Consider the following 21,184-nt stretch of genomic DNA (forward strand, 5'->3'; position numbering starts at 1 on the left):
ACCGCATTCACCTCGCTAAATCGAGTGGGCACCCCAGGGTCGAAACGACCCCGTCATGACGACCCACCGTACACCTCTAAGGGTAGCCTAACCAAGCCGAACTTTCGGACTAATACCCACAGCAAGGGTGGCCTAACGTTCGGCACCCATGTTGCCGGATTCGTCAAGATATCTGTCGGCAACGCGCTAGTAGCGCGATGCGGACACGCGCGGCGGCGACACTGAAATTCTCGTCGCGAAGGGGACATCGATGATGACCACCTCGCCCGTCGAGCGGGCCGCTGACCAATTCGTTACGGCGTTGGCGCACTGGCGGGTCGAGCGCGGGATGAGCAAGAAGCAACTCGCCGCGCGCATGGGGTTCGACCCCTCGTACGTGAGCCACGTGGAGGGGCGCCGACATAAGCCCACCGAGGACTTCGCCCGGCGTGCCGAGGCGGTCCTCGGTGCGGGCGGCGCCATCTGGGAACGCTTCCAGGAGTACGACCAGCTGCGCCACGCGCGCAGCACGGCGCTCCACCGCGATCCGCCCGTGCCCGTGCAGTGGCTCCCGCCCGGCACCGGCCTGATCGTGGAGCGCGAGGTCGCCGAGCTCACGTACGTGGACGGCACCTACCGCTGCCGCGTGCGCCGCGCGCTCTACAACGCGGGCTCCGAGCCGGTCACGCGGTACCTGGTGAAGATCGCCGTGGACCGCTATCCCAACGACCCCACCGGCTCCAACCGGCACCACCGCGAGCACCCGCTCTCGTTCGACGAGATGGCCCTGGTGGCCTGCGCCGGCGAGGGCGACGCGATCGAGCCGATGCAGTGGCGGGTCAAGCTCGACCGGGACGCGTCCAAGGAGGTCTGGCTGCTGTTCGCCAACGAGCGCGGCCAGTTCGCCCTCTACCCGGGCGAGCGCACCACGATCGAGTACGCGTACACGGTCGGCGTCGAGAAGTGGGGTCAGTGGTTCCAGCGGGCGGTTCGGCTGCCCACCCGGCGGCTGACCGTGCGGCTCGACTTCCCGGTGGCGTTCGACCCCCAGGTGTGGGGCGTCGAGACGTCGCTGGCGGCCGAGGTGCCGGTGCGGACCCCGATGGAACGGCACGACGAGGGCGAGCGGGCGGTCTTCGAGTGGTCGACCGACGCGCCACAGCTCAACGCCCGCTACCGGCTGGAGTGGCGGTTCCGGGGCGCGAACGCGCCGTCATACCCGGCCGTGGCCCCGGGCAACACCGGCAACGGCCACCGCCCGGCCCGCGACATCGGCATCGTGCAGCGCGGGTCGGAGCTGCTGCGGCAGCGGGCCCGGCACTTCCAGCTGCCCCGCGAGGAGGTCGAGGCGCACGAGACGGTCGACGCGCTGCTGAGCGCGCTGACCCGGCTCGAGCAGGTGCACGACTTCTCCAAGGGGGTCGGGCTGTCGGCGCCGCAGATCGGGCGTTCGGTGGCGGTCGCTGTCGTACGCCCGGGCGACGGCACGCCGGAACCGGTGGTGCTGATCAATCCGCGGGTGGTCGGCGAGACGACGGAACGCGACGAGCAGTACGAGGGATGTCTCTCGTTCTTCGACTACCGCGGGCTGGTCAAGCGGCCGCTGCGGATCGACGTCGAGCACGCCCGCTACGACGGCACCCGGGTGATCACCACGTTCGAGCGGGCGATGGCCCGGCTCGTAGCCCACGAGATCGACCACCTGGAGGGCCGGCTCTACGTCGACCGGATGAACGCCGAGTCCAACCTGGTGCCCGACTATCAGCGGCCATGGGCCTACTAGGCCATCTCCGAGAAGCTGTCGTACTTGATGCGGATCGAGGGGACCTGCTGCTCGGCCAGGGTCTTGAGGGTGGCCTTGACCATCGGGCCCGAGCCGGAGACGAAGAAGTCGTGCTCGTTCCACGGTCCGTACCGGGCCACGACGTCGGAGATCTGGCCCTGCTCGCCGGGGAAGGTCGGGTCGTCGCTGCACGCGGTCACCACCGAGAGCCAGGGATAGCGGGCGGCGAGCCGGTTGAGGTCGGGCAGGTCGTAGAGGTCCTCGCGGTTGCGCGCCCCGAAGAAGACGTGCACCCAGCGGGTCCGGTTGTATCGGGTCAGCTCCTCGAGCAGTGACTTGATCGGGGCGAGCCCGGTGCCGCCGGCGATGAAGACGGTGTCGCGGGTCGAGCGGCGGTCCAGGGTCATCGAGCCCATCGGCGCGGCCAGCCGGATCATGTCGCCGACCTCCAGCCGCCGGACGAGCGCGCTGGAGACCCAGCCGGCGCCCACGGCCCGTACGTGGAACTCGATCGTGTTGTCCCGGCGGGGCGCGTTCGCCACGGAGTAGGTGCGCCACAGCCGGGGCTGTATTCGGGGGCATTCGACACTGACGTACTGGCCGGCCCGGAACTCCAGCGGCTGCAGGGGCTGGACCGTGAAGACGGCGATGTCCTGCGCCCGGCGCTCGTGCGCCACCACCTCGGCGTACCAGTAAGGGGGGTTGGTGTCGGCCTCGGCGCCGCTGAGCATCTTCGAGGCGATGACCGCGTACGCGTCCGCCCACGCCTGGTCGTACTCGACGCTCCAGCTCTCACCGGCGTACTGCCGCATCGCCTCGATCAAAGCCCCGCCCACCACCTCGTAGTGCTCCGGTTCCACGTGGAACTTGCGGTGATCGCGGCCCAGGCCGCGCAGGTACGAATCGAACTTCTCCGGATCCTCGAGCGTCTGCACCGCGGTGACGATCGCGTTGAGAAGCCGGGAGCGCTGCATGTCCATGTGGACCGGAAAGAGATCCCTCAGCTCCGGGTGCGACAGGAACATCCGCGCGTAGAAGTAACCGGCGACCTTTTCCTGATGCTCCTCGATGAGGCTCCAGCTCTCCTTGAGCATTCGTCCGAGGTCTCCCATGGATTCAGGGTGGTCACAACAGTCGGATAGGCGACGCACGGAACGTGCGACTCATCTCCATTCACGCCGTGACCCTTGACCCGATAAGTCCGTTTAGGTGGTGCCTGGGACCATCGAACGAGTGAGTAGTTTTATCGCGTGACCCTTGATCAGCGGGCCGGCCGCAAGCTCCTGACCGGCGAGATCATCATCGTTCTGCTGCTGTCGCTGGGCCAGAGCGCGGTGTACGCCGTGGTGTCGCTCATCGCGAAGCTGACCGCCGGCAAGCCGCTGTCGTCCCAGGCGGCCGTGCTGAACGCGTCACAGTCGGCCCGGCCCTACCTCGACCTGACGTACCAGCTGCTGGGGATCTTCTTCGACCTGATTCCGGTCGCGCTGGCGCTGTATCTCCTGCTTCGGGACCATATTGCCGTACGCCGGACGCTCGGCCTGGGCTTCGACCGGCCGGCCTTCGACACCGGCTGGGGTTTCGGGCTGGCCGCCCTGATCGGCATCCCCGGCCTCGGCCTGGTCTACGTGGCCTCGGCGCTCGGCCTGAACGCGCAGATCGTGCCGGCCGCGCTGCAGCCCGTGTGGTGGGCCGTGCCGGTGCTGATCCTGTCGGCCGCCCAGAACGCCATCCTCGAAGAGGTCATCGTCGTCGGCTACCTGATGACCCGGCTCCGGCAGCTCCAGTTCTCCACGGTCTGGATCGTGGTCTGCTCGGCGGTGCTCCGCGGCTCGTACCACCTGTATCAGGGTTTCGGCGCCTTCGTCGGCAACGCGGTCATGGGCGTGATCTTCGCGTTGTTCTTCCTGCGCTTCAAACGGGTGATGCCGCTGATCGTCGCCCACACCCTGCTGGACGTGGTCGCGTTCGTCGGCTACACCCTGCTCCCCGACTCCTGGCTCAACTGGATCTAGCCGACTTGAAGTACTTGGCGGCCCGCGCCGCCGTCGCCTGAGCCGAAGAGGTGGTGGCCAGGAACGCGGCCAGCAGACTCGTACCCGGAAAGCGGCGATTCACGACCTTCACGGCCGCCCAGGCCGCCGTCTGAGCCGTGAGCATTCGCGCCAGACGCCAGAGCGGTTCTTTCGAGTCGTACGCGGGCCGGCGCGCCTCGGCCAGCGCGTCAACCGCCTCGGCCCGCGAGGCGTGCACCCGCCCGATCACGAGCAGATCAACCGCCCGCTCCTCATCCGTCGGATCCAGCCCGTGCGCCGCCGCGATGTGCAACGCCAGCTCGGCGTCGGTGAGCGCGGCCGCCCCGAGCAGAGCCACCGGCGCGTACGACCCGGCGACAGCCCCCAGAATCCCGGTCACACTGCCCCACCGCGTGAACTGCCGCGTAGCCAGCCGAACGAGAGCGTCGGTCCCCGCCGCCGGATAGGCCTCCCGGGTGCGCGCGGCCCACTCCTTCGCCCGGGGCCCCAGCGTCTGAACGGCCGCAATGGCCAGAAGTTCCGGCGCCCGAGCCGGATCGGCGATAAGCCCCGCCCACGGATCGGTCCGCTCAACCTTCGCCTGCCGTACGGGGTAAGCCACCTCACTACCCGCCACGACGGCCGCACCCTCAATCGGCGAAGCCACCACGGCCGGCTCCCGCGCCGGCGTTTCAGCCTCACTCCGCGGGACCGCGGTCTCGGCCTCAGTCCCGCCCGGAACAGGGCTGGCCGGCTCCTTCCACACGGTGGCTGCCGGCGCCTCCCGCCCAAACTCGGCAACCGACACAGTCGGCTCCTGCGGAATCAGCTCCTCCTGCACATGCTGACCCGACGCAGCCTTCCCCCGGTTGCGCACACCACCACCAGTCGCCGCCGTCTTCGCAGCCCGGCTCCGACGCGCTCGCGGCGGCCCAGCCTTCGAACCCACCGCGTCCACCGCCCCCGGCCCATCGGCCGAACCCGCTGCTTCCACCTTCTCAGCCGAGCCCACTCCCGCCGCCTGCGCATCCCCGGCTTCTACAGCTCGCGCATCCCCGGCTTCCTCAGCCTTGGAATCCTTGGCTTCCCCTGCTGCCGGCTCCTGTACCCGCACCCCGGCGCCCGCAGCCTTGAGCTCCTCCGCCGGAGCCTCGTCCACCACCGTGGGCGTCTCCGCTGAAACCGCGCCCGCCTCGGGCTTCTCCGCTGAAACGGCGCCCGCCTCGGGCTTCTCCGCTGAAGCCGCGCCCGCCGTCGCCGCCAAGGCCCCACTCGCCTCGGCCGCATTCGCGGTCCTATCGTTCGAGATCGGCGCCGCCTGCGACCGGCCAGGCGCCTGACGCGGCTTGCGTGGTGTGGCCTTGCGCACGGTCTGCTGGCCCTCGGCCGCAGGCTCATCGCGCGGAGCAGTCACGCGCTTACCCCTCGTACGAGAAGCGCCCTTAGCCGGCGGCCGACCCGCCCCCTCAGCCGGCGCAGACCCCCCAGACGGGTGATCTTCGGCACTGGGAGGCTGGAAGGTAACCGGCGGCGCCGCCTTGGCCGCCTTACGAGGAGCCCGAGCCACAGGCTTCTCCGGCGCCCCCGGTTCCCCGGTCGCACTGAACGAGGGCCGCGGGCTACGCGCTCGCGGCGACCGGCGAGGCTCACTGGGCGGGTTCTCCTCCATGCCGTGGGAGCCTAGCCCCAACGAGCACATTTCACCTGTTGACAACCTCTACGACCCACCCGGCGTGGCCCGCTTTGTGCGCCCCCACACCGGTCCGGTATTCTCAGGCGTCGGTAGCCCTACGGCTACCGGGGAGACTTCGCCTAGTCTGGTCTATGGCGCCGCACTGCTAATGCGGTTTGGGTTAACCGCCCATCCCGGGTTCGAATCCCGGAGTCTCCGCGTGTGAGGCCGGTGTGTATGCTGGTCGAGCACCAAGGCAAGCGCCCGTAGCTCAATGGATAGAGCATCTGACTACGGATCAGAAGGTTAGGGGTTCGAGTCCCTTCGGGCGCACAAGATTGAGATGGGTCTGAACTGCGGAAACGCGGGTCAGGCCCATTTTGCTGTCCGGCCTGTGCGGACGATGGGTGGCGTGTGGGTGACACATGGGGGTCGTCACCGTCCGTGACGGTGCGGGTGTTTGCGGGCTCGTGACCTGCGGCGGCGGCTCTTCTGATCAGGCTTATCGGCCGGGGTGGTGTGTTTTTCGACGCGCCCCGCGGGCCGATTCTTCGCCGCCTTCTCCTTAATCCGTTTCCGGGTGTGCCGGGCCGCCGCGAGGACCAACGCGGCAGTCGCGTCCGCGCAACGGCGCTGGGAATCGGGCAGCACGCTGGTGTAGGTGTCTGCGGTGACCACGATGCTGGAATGCCCGAGCAGATCCTGCAGCGTCTTCAAGTCGGCGCCGGCCTCATGCGCGAGGGACGCGGCGCCGTGCCGCAGGTCGTGCAACCGGACCGGGGGCAGCCCGGCCCGCTCGGTGAGTTTCCGGAATCGGGTGGTGGCGTAGTTCGGGTTGATCGGCAGGCCGTCCTTACGGCTGAACACATAGCCGGAGTCGATCCAGATCTTGTCGGCAGCGTGCCGGCGATCGCGGTGGTTGAGCTGCCGACTGCGGTGCGCGCGCAAGATGCTGACGGTGTGCTTATCCAGAGCGACGGCCCGGTGCCCGGCGGCGGTCTTGGGGTCGCCTTCGACGACGGTGTAGCCGGCGGTGGTGCGCTGCCGCTCAACGACCAGTAGCCCGCGGTCGAGGTCGACGGCCGCCCATTTGAGGCCGCAGAGCTCACCGCGGCGCAGACCACGCAGCGCGGCCAGCCACCAGAACGCGAACAACGAATCCTCGACGTTGGCCTCCAAGAAGGTGGCGAGCTGTTTCGCAGTCCACACCGCAACCGCCGGGTGTTCCCCGGTGAGTTCCCACTGCTCGACGCGGCCGTCGGTCCAGACCTGGGCATGTGGGCGCCGGTAGCCGGCGATCTCGATGTGCCGGGCCGGGTTCGATGCGATCAGCTCTTCGCGGACGGCCAGGTTCAACGCGGCACGCAGGGTGGTGCGCAGATGGTTCAGTGCCGACGGTGACTGTGGCAATCCTTTGGCGTTGGTGGTCTGCGCGATCTCGGCGAACACCGCCCGCAGCAGCGGCCCGTCGAGATCACTGAGCCGGTAGTGGCCGAGGCGGGGAATGAGCACCAGCTCGACGTCGCGGGTGTAGGCCAGCCGGGTCGTCAGCCGGATCCGGGTCCGGGTGTCCAGCCAGTGCCGCAGCCACCGTTCCAGGGTCCAGCCGTCACCACAACGCCGTGCGGCGCTGTCGGCCAGGCAGTCCTCACGGGCTTGCCGAGCGGCGTTCTGGGTGCGAAAGCCGCCCCGGCGGATCCGCTCGGAGCGGCCATACAGGTTCGGCGCCGAGCACTGGAAGTACCAGGAACCATGCCCACGCTCAGGCAGTCTGGGGCAGGTCTGCTCCAGCCGCTTGCCCTGCTGGTTGCGGCATCCACACCGTTTGAAGGTTTTGTTTGTACTGGCCATCGCACTGCCCTCCACGACCGATCCGGTACATCGAGCGTGATGGGCGCGAGCGGAAGTATGACTCCCTCGGCGGAGTGACACTGCAGCTGGCGGCCGCTATGGCGCAGTTTGGTTTCCGTCACGGCTGACTATGCTCAGGCCGCCGTTGGGGCGGGTCGGGCACACCGTTGATGCCGGCCTCGATGCCGGTCTTGCAGTAGACGCGGGACAGGTAGGTGACCACGGGCCGGGCTGAGATCAGCAGTTGGTCGACGATGGCGCGGTTGCTCGGCTCCGGGCCGTAGAAGCGACTTGAGGAAATCGCTGCGAGATTCACCCGACCTTCATCGCACGCGCCCCGCGGTGGTGGGACTGGAGTGCACCAGACGATCTCTGTGATCGTGCTGTGTAGGCGCTGAGACTCCCCTGTCGTTCGCCAGGCCGACGAAAAACTGGCTGATCGGACCGGTCTTCTCCGTCAATCAGACCGGCCACGGCCTGTTCGTCTGTACCGCCGGGCTGCACCTGATCTGCACCCTTTTAAGGGTTATCTCCGGGTGTGGAAGGTCGGGCATGTCTAGTCGCGGATTGCGGTCGGTCAAGGCGTTCACTGGCAACGGTGGTGCGCCATCCCCGCGGTTGTATACGTCGGTTCTGATCAGCGTTCTCGCGCTGGTGGCCACCTTGCTCAGCGCGCCGGCGTACGCGGCGACCGCGCCGACGGTGACCAATCCAGGCAGCCAGTACAGCGGTCTGAACGTCGCGCTGAACAAGACGATGGCCGCGACCGGCGGCACCTCCCCGTACACGTGGTCGGCCACGAACCTGCCCGCCGGCCTGGCCATCAACACCACGACCGGAGTCATCTCCGGCACACCGACCACAGCGGGGGCGTACTCGGCGAAGGTCACCGCCACCGACGCCGCCCGGCTGGCCGGGACGACGTCGTTCACCTGGACCATCGGCACCGCGCCGGTGGTGGTCAACCCGGGCACCCGGGCGAGTATCAGGGGCACGTCGGTGTCGCAGGCGATGTCGGCCAGCGGCGCGAAGACCCCGTACACCTGGTCCGCGACCGCCCTGCCGGCGGGTCTGACGATCAACGCCTCCACCGGGGCGATCTCCGGCGCCCCGACGACGGCCGGTTCGTACAACACCACGATCACCGCCACCGACGCCAACAAGATCCCGGGGTACGCGTCGTTCGTCTGGGACGTCGCCGCGACCGCGGTTGCGGTCACCAACCCTGGCACCCAGCAGGGCACCGTCGGGCAGGCCGCCACCCTGACCTTCGCCGCCGCCGGCGGCACCGCCCCCTATACCTGGGCGGCGACCGGGCTGCCCGCCGGTTTGACTCTCAACACTACGACCGGTGTCGTGTCCGGCACCCCGACCGCGGTGGCCACCTCCGCGGTCAGCCTCACTCTGACCGACAAGGTGAACCGGACCGCGACGGCGTCGTTCAGCTGGGTCACCGCCACCGCACCGAGCATCAAGAACCCCGGCACGCAGACCGCCGCGGTCGGCTCCGGCGTCTCCACGACGATGACCGCGACCGGCGGCACCACCCCTTACACGTGGGCCGCGACCGGTCTGCCGGCTGGGCTGTCGATCAACGCGTCCACCGGTGTCATCTCCGGCACGCCCACAACCACGGGCACGTTCTCGGCCACCGCCACCGCCACCGACTCGGGCAAGCGGGTCGGCACCGTCGCCTTCTCGTGGACGGTCGCGGCCGCGCTAACCGTCGTCGCTCCCGGCAACCGGCAGGTCATCGCCGGGCAAGCCACCACACTGAGCATGACGGCCGCCGGCGGCGCCGCCCCCTACACCTGGACGGCCACCGGCCTGCCCGCCGGGCTGAGCATCAGAGACAGCGGCGTCATCTCCGGTACCGCCCAGCAGGCCGGCAGCGCCACGGTGACCGTCACCGCCAGCGACGCCGGCAACCGCACCGCCAGCGCCTCCTTCACCCTGACCGTGATCGCCGCCCTGGCCGCCACCGAGCTGGGCGAGCAGCACGCGACGACCGACACCGGCACCACGATCACGCTCAAGGCCACCGGCGGCACCGCCGCTTACTCCTGGAGCGTCACCGGCCTGCCCGCTGGGCTCACCGCCGCCACGAACGGCACCATCACCGGCACGCCGCAGAACCCGGGCAGTTCCACGGTGACCGCCGTCGTCACCGACACCAGCGGGCAAAGCAGTACCACCCGCTTCACCCTTCAGGTCACCGGGCCGCTGACCGTCACCAACCCCGGCCCGCAAAACGGCAGCATCGACGACGACACCACCCTCACCCTGGCCGCGGCCGGCGGCACCAGTCCCTACACGTGGCGGGCGATCGGCCTGCCCGACGGGCTGAACCTGGACTCGAGCACCGGCGTCGTCGCCGGCACCCCGACCACCGCCGCCATCTGGTCGGCCACCATCACCGCCACCGACGCCCGAGGAAAAACCGACAGCCTGTCCTTCGACTGGACGATCACCAAGCCGGTCACCGTCGCGCGACCCGAGGTCCAGATCGGCGTCGCAAAGCAGAGCACCACCGTCGCGATGACCGCCACCGGCGGCACCGGCACCTACACCTGGACCGCCAAGAATCTGCCCGCCGGCCTGAGCATCAACGCCACCACCGGCAGCATCACCGGCACGATCACCACCGCCGGCACATTCACCGCCACGGTCACCGCCACGGATGCCGGCGGCCGCACCGGCAGCACCACAGCCACCTGGCGAGTACTCACCGCACCGGTCTCAGGTCCGGTGATGGAAGCCGGCGAGGTATCGACCGTAACCGACGACGGCGCGCTGTACGGGACCAGCGGTATCGCGCTGATCGGCGACTACGCCTACCTCAGCAAGGGCACCCAACTCGTCAAAGTCAACAAAACGTCTGGGGCCATCAGCGTTGTCGCCGGCGTCGCCGACACCAACAACTGCGTCAACGGCGCAACCGGTGACCAGGTCCACTTCGCCTCAAGCATTCATGTTCTCGGCACCGACGGCCGGTTCGTCTACGTCCTGGACTACTGCGGTGTCCGGCGCATCAACCCGGACAACGGCGCCACCGCCATTATCGGCGTTCCCCCCAACTACAACAGCGCAACCCTTGCCGGGCGGTGGCTTTACCTCAGCGCCGGCAACACCATCTGGCGCTACGACCTGACCGCCAGCAACGACTGGGTCTCTGCTGACACCGGGCTAACGCTCTCCAGCCGGACCAGCGCCATCGCCGCCGACGACACCTACGTCTACCAGCCCGACGGCAACGGCAGCCTCTACCGGATCAACCCCACTACCGGCGCCAACACCCTGATCAGCAGAACCCTGATCCGCAACGATGTCTCGGCTTTGACCTCCGTCGGGGACTATCTCTACGCCGCCTTTAAGGCGCCCGCCACACCCGGCACCGGCACGACGATCATCCGGATCGACAAGAACGACGGCAGCACCCGGCTGATCTCGCCCAACGGCATCGGCACCACCGCCCTGGCCGGCGTCACCGGCATCGCCAGCGACGGCACCAAGCTGTACCTCGCTGACAGCGGCCCCGAAGGTAACTGGCTTAAGACGCTGACCCCGGTCACCGCCCCTACTCCGGCTCCGCCGGCGTCGACGCCGGTCATGGAAGCCGGCTCGGTCACCACCGTGACCGACGACGGCGCGCTGTACGGGACGAGCGGTGTCGCCGTGATCGACGACTACGCCTACCTGAACAAAGGCACCCAACTCGTCAAAGTCAACAAACGGTCTGGGGACATCAGCGTTGTCGCGGGTGTCGCCAACACCAGCGACTGTGCCGACGGCGTCACCGGTGATCGGGTTCACTTCGATGCCCGGTACGGCGCTCAAGTACTCGGCTCGGACGGCCGATTCGTCTACGTCTATGACTACTGCGGTGTGCGCCGCGTCAACCCTGACACCGGCGCCACCATCACATTGAATGCAACCCCGGGCGGTTACGGAACCGTGGCCGGACGGTGGCTTTACCTCGCCGCCGGCACCACCATCTGGCGTTACGACCTGACCGCCGGCAATGGCTGGGCCTCCGCCTACACCGGGCTGACGCTGCCCGGCGGAATCAGCGCCATCGCCGCCGACGACACTTACGTCTACCAGCCCGACGGCGCCGGCAGCCTTTACCGGATCAACCCGACCACCGGCGCCCATACCCTGATCAGCAGCACTCTGATCCTTGCCCCTGTCACGGCTTTGACCTCCGTCGGGGACTACCTCTACGCCGCCTATGAGGCGCCCAGCACACCCGACACCGGCATGACGATCATCCGGATCGACAAGAAGGACGGCAGCAGCCGGCTGATCTCGCCCAGCGGCATCGGCACCACTGCCCTGGCCGGCGTCACCGGCATCGCCAGCGACGGCACCAAGCTCTACCTCGCCGACCGCGGCCCGGAAGGCACCTGGCTCAAAGCCCTCACCCCGATCGCCGCCCCCACCCCAGCCCCAGCACCGTCAGGCCCGGTCATGGAAGCCGGCTCGGTCACCACCGTGACCGACGATGGGGCGCTGGAGTGGGCCAGCGGGGTCGCGGTGATTGGCGGCTACGCCTACCTGAACAAAGGCACCCAACTCGTCAAAGTCAATAAGAGCTCCGGTGCAGTAGACGTCGTCACTGGTGTCGATGGCACCGCCGACTGCGCCGACGGCGCCACTGCTGACCGAGTCCACTTAGACCCACGCCGGCACGGCATTCGAGTAATCGGCACCGACGGGCGGTTCGTGTACCTGTTGGACAACTGCGGTGTCCGCCGCATCAACCCCGGTAACGGCGCCACCACCACCCTCCACGGAACCCCCGCCAACACCGGCTTCGGAACCGTAACCGGTCGATGGGTCTACGTCAGCGCCGGCGAAACCATTTGGCGCTACGACCTGCTCTCCGGTACCCGGTTCACCGCCGTGTCCACCGGCATCGCCCCCTACGGCGCGAACGGCGCCATCGCCGCCGACGACACCTACATCTACGCCTTCGACAGCAACGGCTACCTCTACCGGGTCAACCCGAACACCGGCGGCAACACCGTGATCACCAACTCGCTGGTCAAAGACACCTTCTATGCCGTGGTCTCCGCCGGCGACTACCTCTACGCCTCCTACAACACGCAAAGGAGCGGCTGGGCCGCTGCCACCACGATCATCCGAATCAGCAAGAACGACGGGAGCACCGCCTTCATCGCCGGTTCTGACCTGGTAGGACACGTCGACGGGCTCTACGGCAACGCCAGCTTCGAAGGCATCAACGGTCTGGCCTCCGATGGAAAGTTCTTGTTCGCCATGGACGGCCCATGGCTGCGGAAGGTCACCAAGGCGAAGATCCCGGTCGCTGCGGGTGGGCCGAGCCTGCCGGGCGAGACCATCGGCGGCGTCAACATGTCCGAGGTCGCCTATTGCAACTCCTGCTGGGGCGACCCGGTGCAAACCGACACCGGCGCGCTCGTCGAGCCAGCCACTGACCTGAACGTCAATGACCACGGCGGCACGTTCGCGATGTCGCGCAGCTACAGCTCCGAGGCGGCCGGCGCCAAGAGCGTGCTCGGCTACGGCTGGGCCTGGCCGTTCGGCATGAACGTCGTCCAGCCGGCCGCGAATACGGTCACGGTCAACCAGGAGAACGGCAGCACGGCGACGTTCACGCTGCAAGACGACGGCACCTACAAGGCGGCTCCCCGGGTGCTGGCCACCCTCGTCAAGAACAGCGACGGCACCTGGACGTTCACCCGCAAGAAGCAAGTCACCATGGTCTTCAACGCCGACGGGCACATCGTGCGGCAGGTAGGCCGCAACGGCCGCGCGGTGACCTACACCTACAACTCGGACGGGCAGCTCACCGCGGTCACGCTGGCTTCCGGGCGGGCGCTGACGTTCACCTACGACAGCGCCGGCTATCTCGAGACGGCGACGACCCCGTCCGGCGCCCGGGTGCTCTACACCCAGGACACCGCCGGCAACCTCACCTCGGTCACCGACCCCGAAGGAGCCGTCACCCGCTACGGCTACGACAGCGATCACCTGCTGACCACCATGACCAACCAGCGCGGCGCTGTCACCACCAACGTGTACGACGCCGACGGCCGAGTGGTGAAACAGACCCAGCCCCTCGACCAGGTGTGGCAGTTCGCCTACGAGGACGGCGATGCCGTGGGCACTTCCACGGTGACGGTCACCAAGCCGGGCGGCGCCAAGATCCTCGAGCAGTACGTCGACGGGCAGCTGCACTCCCAGACCCAGGCCTACGGCACCGACCAGGCGGCCACCACCACCTGGGAGTACAACTCGACCACCTCCCAGGCAATCCGCATCACCGGCCCGGACGGGCAGGCCGACGAGTACACCTACGACGCTGACGGCAACACGCTGACGCACACCGACCCGCTGCACCGCACCACGACCTGGACATACAACACCGACGGCGACCAGCTCTCCGAGCGGGCGCCAGATGGCAACACGACGCGCTCGACCTACGACGCCGGCGGCAACCTGCTCACCACCACCACGGCCACCGGCAAGGTGACCCGGCTGACCTACAACGCCGACAACACCCTCGCCTCGCGCACCACCGCCCAGGGCCGCAGCACCGCCTACGGTTACGACACCAACGGTGACCTGCTGACCGTGACCGACCCTATGCACCGGGTCATGTCCTACGGCTACGACCCCGACGGCCGCGTACGCACGGTCAAGAACGGCCTGGGTAAGACCGTCAGCACCACCCAGTTCGACAACACCGGCCGGATCACCTCGGTCACCGACGCTCTCAACAACGTCACCGGCTACACCTACTACGCCGACGGCACGCCGTACTCGACCAGCGACCCGCAGACCGGGCTCAAGAGCTACACCGAGTACGACCTCGCCGGCCGGATCATCAAAACCACCGACGCCAACGGCGCCCACACCGGCTACGCCTACAACGCAGCCGGACTGCTCGACACGGTCACCGACCCCAACGGCAACACCGTCGCCTACACCTACGACACGCTCGGCGACAAACTGACCGAGACCACCAGCGCGGGCACCACCACCTACCGCTACGACGCGGCCGGGCGGCTGCTGTCCACCACCAGCCCGGCCGGCAACACCACCACGACCGAATACGACGCGGCCGGCCAGATCACCAAGACGATCGACGCCAAGCAGAAGACCACGACCTACGCCTACGACGCCGCCGGCCGGCTCGCCACCCTCATCGACCCCGCCCAGCGCACCACCGCAACCACCTACACCGCCGACGGACGCCCGGCGACGATCACCAACCCCGACAACTCCACCATCGAGTACGCCTACTACGACGACGGCGGCCTCAAGTCCGTCACCAACCCCGACAAGGGCATCACCAGCTACACCTACAACGACGCCGGCCAGACCGCCTCCCGCACCCAGCCCGGCGCCATCACCACCACCTACGGCTACGACGCCACCGGCCAACCGACCACCACCACGCAAAACGACGGCTCCACCACCACCCGCGTCTACGACGCCGCCGGCCGCGTCAGCGACCTCACCTACAGCGACCCCAACACCGCCGCAGCGCACTACACGTACGACAAGAGCGGCCGCCGGACCAGCATGACCGACGGCACCGGAACCACCAGCTACACCTACGACAACACCGGCCGGCTCACCAGCACCCGCGACGGCGCCGGCAACACCGTCGGATACACCTACGACGCCGGCGGCCGCCTGACGACCCTGACCTACCCCGGCGGGCAAACCGTCACCTACACATACGACGGCGCCAACCGCATGACCTCAGCCCAAGACTGGGCCGGCAACCTCACCACGTTCGGCTGGACCAAGGACAGCGAACAGAACCTCGAGACGACCCCGAACGGCGTAACCAGCAACACCGGCTACGACCCCAACGGCGCCGTCACCAGCATCGACATCGCCAACGACTCCACCCAGGTGGGCCGCTTCACCTACACCTACGACGACGCCGGCCAGCTCACGGCCAGCGACAGCCCCATCGGCTCGCAGACCTACACCTACGACGCGCTCGGCCAGGTCGGCACCATCACCACCGCCACCGGCAGCGGCGCCAGCGGCAGCTACGGCGTCACCGCCAACGGCCTGCTCAAATCCCTGCCCGACGGCACCACCAACACCTACAACGCCGCCCAACAGCTCACCGGCACCACAAAGGCAACCGGCTCCGCGATCAGCTACGGCTACGACAAGCGGGGCAACCGGACCAGCAGCACCACCGCCGGCTCGACGAACACCAGTTACACCTTCGACCAGGCGAACCGGCTCACCGGCACGCAAGACACCAAGTCGAAGATCGGTTACACCTACAACGGCGACGGGCTGCGCACCAGCCGGACCCTCAACGGCAGCACCAGCACCTTCGTCTGGGCGACTAACGGCGGCATGCCGGTACTACTCGACGACGGCGCACACCGCTACCTGTACGGGCCCAATCTCACCCCATACGCCCAGGCCAGCCGCGACGGCACCACCGAATACCTGCACACCGACAACCTTGGCTCCGTCCGCCTCATCACCAACGCCGCTGGTACCACCGTGGGCACCAACACCTACGACACCTACGGCAACCGCACCCAGCACACAGGAACCGCCGACAGCGCCATCGGCTACACCGGCAACTGGACCGACCCCACCACCGGTGTCATCCACCTCCGCGCCCGCGACTACGACCCCACCACCGGCCAATTCCTGTCCATCGACCCCGCCGTCGACACCACCCTGCAGCCCTACGCCTACGCCGAGAACAACCCCCTGCAAAACACCGACCCCACCGGCCAATGCCCGTTCTGCATCAGCGCCGCCATCGGCGCCGTAGCCGGCGGCCTGATCGGCGGTGCCACCTACGCCCTGCAACACCATAACGACGACAACTTCAGCTGGGGCGGCGTTGCCAAGGCAGCCGGCAAGGGCGCCCTCGTCGGCGCCGCAGCCGGCCTGCTAATGCCAGCAGCCGGAACCTTGGTCGCCGGAGCATTCGAACTCACAGGGGCCGCCGCCACCGCAACATCCGTCGCCGTCAACGCCGCCGTCGGAGCCGGCTTCACCTGGGTCGTAAACACCCTCGAATGCCGACCCACCACACCGTTGAACCTACTACTCGGCGCCGCCGCAGGCGGAGCCTCAAGCGGCCTACGCGGCTTCCGAGGTGGGGCTCGGACAAGCTCAGGCGCGGAATCAGCAGCAGCCGGCGCTGCACTCAACAGAGACCTTCGGGCAGCCGAACTCGCCAATCCGGTCATAGAGAGTCTCAGGAAGACCGGAAGCCTGCCTTCGAACTACATTACGAAGGACGAAGCCCTGGCTGCGGGCTGGAAGCCCGGCAAAGCCCTCAATAACAAGGTCCCAGGTGGCCAAATCGGCGGAGACGTATACCGTAATGACGACAACCTTCTCCCGTCGGCACCCGGCCGCATCTGGCATGAGGCAGATATCGGTGTTAACAACATGATGAGCAGGAAGACGCAAGGCAACCGACTACTCTACTCAAACGACGGGCTGGCATATGTTACGCCGGACCACTACGACTCCTTCTATCAAATTCCTAACTGGAAGTAGCCATGTTGGTCGAAATCAAAGGCACCGACATTCAGACGGTCCAGGACCTACACAGAACTCTGGCTCAACAGCTCGACTTCGGCACCGACGGCTGGAACATGGACGCGCTTCGAGACCGTCTAATGTACGATATTGAGCGCCCCATTCATCTAGTCTGGAACGATTCGGAAGTCAGCCGAGCACGCTTGGGTGAACCGACCTTCACTGCCGTTGCGAACATCTTTCGCGAAACACAGGAACAGGACGAGCGCTACGGCTGGGGCGAACGTTTTACCTTCGAAATGAAATAGAGAGTCGGATTGACTCATCCCTGAGGAGAGGCTCCGGCGCGTGCGCGCCGGAGCCTACGAGTCAGATGCTCTCGCCCGCGTCGTGGCAGCGCGGTCGCGTTGGCGGCCCGTGTCTCCTCTGAACTTGGATTTGAACATCGCGCGCAGTCACGCCGTCGTTCGTGCACCGGCCCAGACGGGTAACACGACTGGGCCGGCAACGCGGCGGTCGGCTACTAACTAGTGCCCTGACCAAGAACGTTTGAGGTGTTGGGGTCAAGCTGCGCGGGTGGCGGGTTGGCCCCAGCGTCGTTGGCGTTCGCTGCGGATGCGGGCGCGTTCACGGCGTTGGGCGGCCAGGACGTCGGGGTGGCGGGCGTTGGCGTTGCGCCAGCGCAGATAGTTGTGCAGGTGGCGAGTCATCGCGGGATGGTGCGGGTGGTCCGAGCCGGCGATGACGAAGGTGCGTAGCGGTCCGAACTGGGCCTCGATCGGGTTCGCCCAGGACGCGTAGGTCGGGGTGAAACACAACTCGACTTTGTTGCGGGCCGCCCAGGCCCGGATTTGCTTGCCCTTGTGCGCGGAGAGGTTGTCCAGGATGACGTAGATCGGCGCGCCGTCCGGGCGGGTCCGGCGGATCGACTTGAGCGCGGCCAGGGTGTTCGCGGCGCCCTTGCGCCGCCGGACGACACCCCAGAGCTGATCGTCACCGACTGAGTAGCAGCCGTGGAACTGCCGGACACCGTGCAGCTTGTGATAGTTCGCCGGCAACCTGCGCGGGTGGCCTTTGGGCGCCCAGCCAGCACCGGCCTGCGGGCGGATGACCAGGGGCCCGAACTCGTCGAAAGCGAACACCCGTTGCGGGAACCGGCTGCTCACGTACTCGATCCGGGCGAGCTTCGCCTCGCGGTCGGGATCGTTGGACTCTTTCCACGTCTTGGTCCGCTGGAACGTGATGCCGTGTTTGATCAGTAGCAGTCGCAGCCGTTCCCGCCCGATCAAGATCGGGCGGGCGGCCTGCCAGGTGAGGTAGTCGGCGAGCTTGCGCACGCTCCACCGGGTGAACGGCCGCCCCAGACTTTCGGGGCGGGTGTTGGCCGTCGTGATGACGAACTGTTCGTCGTCAGGACTGATCAGGCGGGGACGGCCACCCGCCCACCGAGGGTCCAGGCTGGCCATCCCCATCTCGTTGAACCGGTGGATGACCTGCCGGATCGTGTCCTCGTCAGCCTGCACGAGCCGGGCGATCGCCGGCACCGTGTTCCCACCGGCCGAAGCGAGCACGACCATCGCCCGCTGTAATCGAATCGGTGAGCCGGTGCCCCGGCGAGTAATGCGCAGCAGCGTCTGACCTTCCTGGTCACTGAGTCGCCGCACCCGTACTGGATCTGCCACCACCACAGCCTGACCGCCACAACGACGCCCAGCCATCAGCTCGCACGGCGTGTCCTCCAACACCGTGAACGTTCTTGGTCAGGGCACTAGCCGCTACGGCAGCGGCGCCGGGCCTACCGACCGGGGTCCGGCACGTGGCCTTCGACCGCCTTTCGCGAACGATGATCCTCCGACCCACGCCGCGAACCAGCAAGACACTCTCCGGCTGACGAAAGCCAACGATGGTGATCCGCCCGGCGATCGCCTGTCACCTCTGCGGTTGTAACAGCGATAGCTGTCGGTCACATCGGTGCGCGAACGCCGCCTTGACCTGCACTATTACGGCCACTCTTACGCAGAGTGATTCACGGGCACGGTGATCGGTGGGTGATCGGATGTCGACGACCGATTCAGCACGGGCGCGGCTAAACCAGCACGGCCGAATCAAGACCCAAGGCGAGGCCGGCGCCTCCGAGAAGCACTCAGCCGGGACCTGCGCAAACTCAGAAGCCCTCTGAAGTGCGGAAACGACTTCGGACCGACCTCGAACAGACCAGTCACGCAGTGTACTCATGACTACTAGTCATTTGACTACGGATCAGAAGGTTAGGGGTTCGAGTCCCTTCGGGCGCACTTCTTGAAAATGCCGTGACCTGCGAAAACGCGGGCCACGGCATTTTTGTTTCCCATTGAATGTCGGCTGGAATCCCGTTATTTGGGACGTGGTGATCCTGTGGCGATCGGTTGTTCCGGATTGGCCTGTCAGTCCTGGTGCTGACCAGGCTTTTGCGTCCGGGCGCGTCCAGAGTCGTGTCGGCGGCCTGTCGGTCGTGCCACATGATCGGCGGCCAGGTAAGGGCGCTTGAGCTGCGGCGTTGCCTGGTGAGCTGGACCATGAGGCGATCGCGCTCGGCGGCGTCGCAAGCGGTCGAAGCGCGTCCGATTCGGAGTTGCCGAATTCATTGAGCGGCACCTTTACTCGGTGCCGGGTGATCCCACGGGTGATCCGCCGTTTCGGACGCGGATTCGCCCTGGATGCCGGCGTCTCGTGGTAGGCCATCAATCGCACTTGATCTATGCCGTGGTCCACGCGATGGTTCGTGCACCAGCCGGGGCTGAGCTGACCGGCTGGCACCGTGGCGGATGGGTCGTAGGCAGGCCTTCGCTGTGGCAGCGCCGCCGGGCTCCTCGTTACGGGGAGTCCGGCGCGTGGCACCGCCCGGGAGTGAGTGTTAGTTGGTCGGGGCGGTGTTGCTGGTTCGGAGTCGATACGTAGACCACTTCGCCGTCCAGGCCGCGAGGTCATGCATCCAGGCTGCGGTTGATCTGGCCGACTTGGACGCCCACTTCTCCGCGTTCTTCGTCGCGAAGTAATCCAGGACCCCTGGATCCGCCGATTGCCATGCGGGGTGGCGTGCCAGCCACTGTTCGGCTTGCTCCGGCGTGTGGCCGGCGCTGATCAGCCACGGCGTGAGCATGGCCAGCTCAACCCACGGTGCTGCCTTGGCTGCCATCGCCCAGTCGACGATCTGCAGGCCATGCGGCGTGACGATCAGGTTGGCCGGGCAAAGGTCGGTGTGAACGAGCGTGTCGCCGTTCATCGTCGAGTGCTCGAACCCGAGCCGCGCCTTCGGGCTGAACAACGGCACATCGGGTGTCGGCGTCTCACCGAGCACCGTCAGTGCCTCACCGAGAAGATCGAGGTCGGGGCTTCCCGGTGACAGATCGGCGTGCGGGCCTTCGCAGTGCTCGTAGCCCACCACCAGCCAGTCGGCAGCCTCGAAATGCCACAGGACCGCAGGCGAGAGAGGCCCGCTGATGGCCTCACTCACCCGCAGCTCGAAGCGCAGTGACCGGACACCGAAATCTGTGCTGGCTGCCTTGACGAACACCCGACCGTTGGTTCCGGTGACGGTTGCGGCTATCTCCGCGTGGTCACCGGTGGTGGCGGGTGTGACGTGAGTTCCGCCGACGCGGTCGGCTATCTCTGTCGTGACGGCCTCGGGCAACGCGGTCCAGTCGATGCGCATCGATCAGGTAGCCCTTTCAGATCCCCGGGTTCGGCGGGCAGCAGGACTTCGCCTCGCCGTCCCAGAACTCGGGGTCGACGTAGTAGCCGGTCGCCTTGAGCGCCTGGTGGGTGTACTCCATCGAGGAGCCGTCAGCCATGCCCTCGGTCAGGATCGGCACGTGGTGCACGAATCCTCCCGCGATCTGCTGGCAGGCGGCTTGGTACGGCTCGGTGTGTTGCAGCGACACGTGCCAGGCCGCGTCGACCGGTTCGGTCGGGACGACGCGGTAAGACCGGCCGTCCGGCAGCAGCCGGCCGAAGTCGGGGTCGTGCTGCGAGTCGGCGTGTGCCTTGAGCATGAGCAGCATCGGTCCGACGGCCCGTCGGGCGTAGGTCTTGGTGACCTCCTGACGGGCGGCGAAGAACTCGGCGAGCTTGTCGAAGGTCGCCGGGTCGACGAGGGCTTGCGGATCCTTGTCGGCTTGGACCGGTAACGCGGTCGTGAGGGTCATGACTCCTCCTTGGGGGTGTATGGATCGCCGGCGCCGGGTGCGCCGGTGAATCCCGGATCAACGGGTCTTCGGGTGCTGGCTGGTGTGGCTTGGTGCGTGGGAGATGTAGTCGACGTTCGGTTCGGCGCGCGCCGCCTGGAGCAGCTCGGCGGCCAGGGCGCTGATGTCG

General features: G+C 67.4%; 11 protein-coding genes and 2 tRNA genes. 6 read left to right on the forward strand and 7 right to left on the reverse strand.

Annotation, left to right across the window (positions count from 1 at the left end):
* Window positions 1-253 precede the first annotated feature (253 nt).
* Window positions 254-1,762: a peptide deformylase gene (locus tag AB0C26_RS16555; protein ID WP_360248281.1), complete on the forward strand. Its 1,509-nt coding sequence runs from the start codon at window positions 254-256 to the stop codon at window positions 1,760-1,762.
* Here the strand turns inward: AB0C26_RS16555 and AB0C26_RS16560 are convergent.
* Window positions 1,759-2,874, reverse strand: a complete 1,116-nt coding sequence (locus AB0C26_RS16560; protein ID WP_360247545.1) for a globin domain-containing protein — start codon at window positions 2,872-2,874, stop codon at window positions 1,759-1,761. The genes AB0C26_RS16555 and AB0C26_RS16560 overlap by 4 nt on opposite strands.
* A gap of 138 nt (window positions 2,875-3,012) precedes the next feature.
* Here AB0C26_RS16560 and AB0C26_RS16565 point away from each other — a divergent pair, with 138 nt between their 5' ends.
* A complete protein-coding gene (locus AB0C26_RS16565; protein WP_360247547.1) occupies window positions 3,013-3,777 on the forward strand; it encodes a CPBP family intramembrane glutamic endopeptidase in 765 nt (254 codons plus the stop codon).
* On the opposite strand, the gene AB0C26_RS16570 is transcribed toward AB0C26_RS16565, so the two are convergent.
* Entirely contained in the window at window positions 3,764-5,191 is a 1,428-nt protein-coding gene (locus AB0C26_RS16570) for a hypothetical protein (protein WP_360247549.1), read from the reverse strand. The genes AB0C26_RS16565 and AB0C26_RS16570 overlap by 14 nt on opposite strands.
* 387 nt (window positions 5,192-5,578) lie before the next feature.
* Here AB0C26_RS16570 and AB0C26_RS16575 point away from each other — a divergent pair.
* Window positions 5,579-5,668, forward strand: a tRNA-Ser gene (locus AB0C26_RS16575).
* Between the two features lie 41 nt (window positions 5,669-5,709).
* Window positions 5,710-5,782 (forward strand) — tRNA-Arg (locus AB0C26_RS16580).
* A gap of 102 nt (window positions 5,783-5,884) precedes the next feature.
* Here the strand turns inward: AB0C26_RS16580 and AB0C26_RS16585 are convergent.
* Together AB0C26_RS16585 and AB0C26_RS16590 are read right to left on the reverse strand one after the other, a co-directional pair.
* Entirely contained in the window at window positions 5,885-7,315 is a 1,431-nt protein-coding gene (locus tag AB0C26_RS16585) for a tyrosine-type recombinase/integrase (protein WP_360247551.1), read from the reverse strand.
* A 103-nt stretch (window positions 7,316-7,418) separates the two neighbouring features.
* Entirely contained in the window at window positions 7,419-7,616 is a 198-nt protein-coding gene (locus AB0C26_RS16590) for a hypothetical protein (protein WP_360247553.1), read from the reverse strand.
* A 302-nt stretch (window positions 7,617-7,918) separates the two neighbouring features.
* On the opposite strand from AB0C26_RS16590, the gene AB0C26_RS16595 reads away from it, so the two are divergent.
* Both AB0C26_RS16595 and AB0C26_RS16600 read left to right on the forward strand, forming a co-directional pair.
* Complete coding sequence (locus AB0C26_RS16595) at window positions 7,919-16,849, forward strand: putative Ig domain-containing protein (protein WP_360247555.1); 8,931 nt, start codon at window positions 7,919-7,921, stop codon at window positions 16,847-16,849.
* A gap of 2 nt (window positions 16,850-16,851) precedes the next feature.
* Entirely contained in the window at window positions 16,852-17,139 is a 288-nt protein-coding gene (locus AB0C26_RS16600) for a barstar family protein (RefSeq protein ID WP_360247557.1), read from the forward strand.
* 255 nt (window positions 17,140-17,394) lie between these two features.
* Here the strand turns inward: AB0C26_RS16600 and AB0C26_RS16605 are convergent, their stop codons facing one another.
* The 3 genes from AB0C26_RS16605 to AB0C26_RS16615 all read right to left on the reverse strand — a co-directional run bounded on the left by AB0C26_RS16605 (window position 17,395) and on the right by AB0C26_RS16615 (window position 21,015).
* Window positions 17,395-18,513: an IS630 family transposase gene (locus AB0C26_RS16605; protein WP_360248283.1), complete on the reverse strand. Its 1,119-nt coding sequence runs from the start codon at window positions 18,511-18,513 to the stop codon at window positions 17,395-17,397.
* A 1,211-nt stretch (window positions 18,514-19,724) separates the two neighbouring features.
* Entirely contained in the window at window positions 19,725-20,522 is a 798-nt protein-coding gene (locus AB0C26_RS16610) for a phosphotransferase (protein ID WP_360247559.1), read from the reverse strand.
* Window positions 20,523-20,538: 16 nt separating this feature from the next.
* Window positions 20,539-21,015 carry a hypothetical protein gene (locus tag AB0C26_RS16615; protein WP_360247561.1) on the reverse strand — a complete coding sequence of 159 codons (477 nt, stop codon included), beginning with the start codon at window positions 21,013-21,015 and terminating at the stop codon, window positions 20,539-20,541.
* Between the last annotated feature and the right edge of the window lie 169 nt (window positions 21,016-21,184).

Source organism: Actinoplanes sp. NPDC048796 (assembly GCF_040650035.1).
GTDB lineage: Bacteria > Actinomycetota > Actinomycetes > Mycobacteriales > Micromonosporaceae > Actinoplanes.

Excerpts from the sequence above, each read along its gene's own strand:
- AB0C26_RS16600 (WP_360247557.1), top strand. The coding sequence starts at position 16,852 with ATGTTGGTCGAAATCAAAGGCACCGACATTCAGACGGTCCAGGACCTA.
- AB0C26_RS16615 (WP_360247561.1), bottom strand. The coding sequence starts at position 21,015 with ATGACCCTCACGACCGCGTTACCGGTCCAAGCCGACAAGGATCCGCAA.
- AB0C26_RS16610 (WP_360247559.1), bottom strand. The coding sequence starts at position 20,522 with ATGCGCATCGACTGGACCGCGTTGCCCGAGGCCGTCACGACAGAGATA.
- AB0C26_RS16560 (WP_360247545.1), bottom strand. The coding sequence starts at position 2,874 with ATGGGAGACCTCGGACGAATGCTCAAGGAGAGCTGGAGCCTCATCGAG.
- AB0C26_RS16555 (WP_360248281.1), top strand. The coding sequence starts at position 254 with ATGACCACCTCGCCCGTCGAGCGGGCCGCTGACCAATTCGTTACGGCG.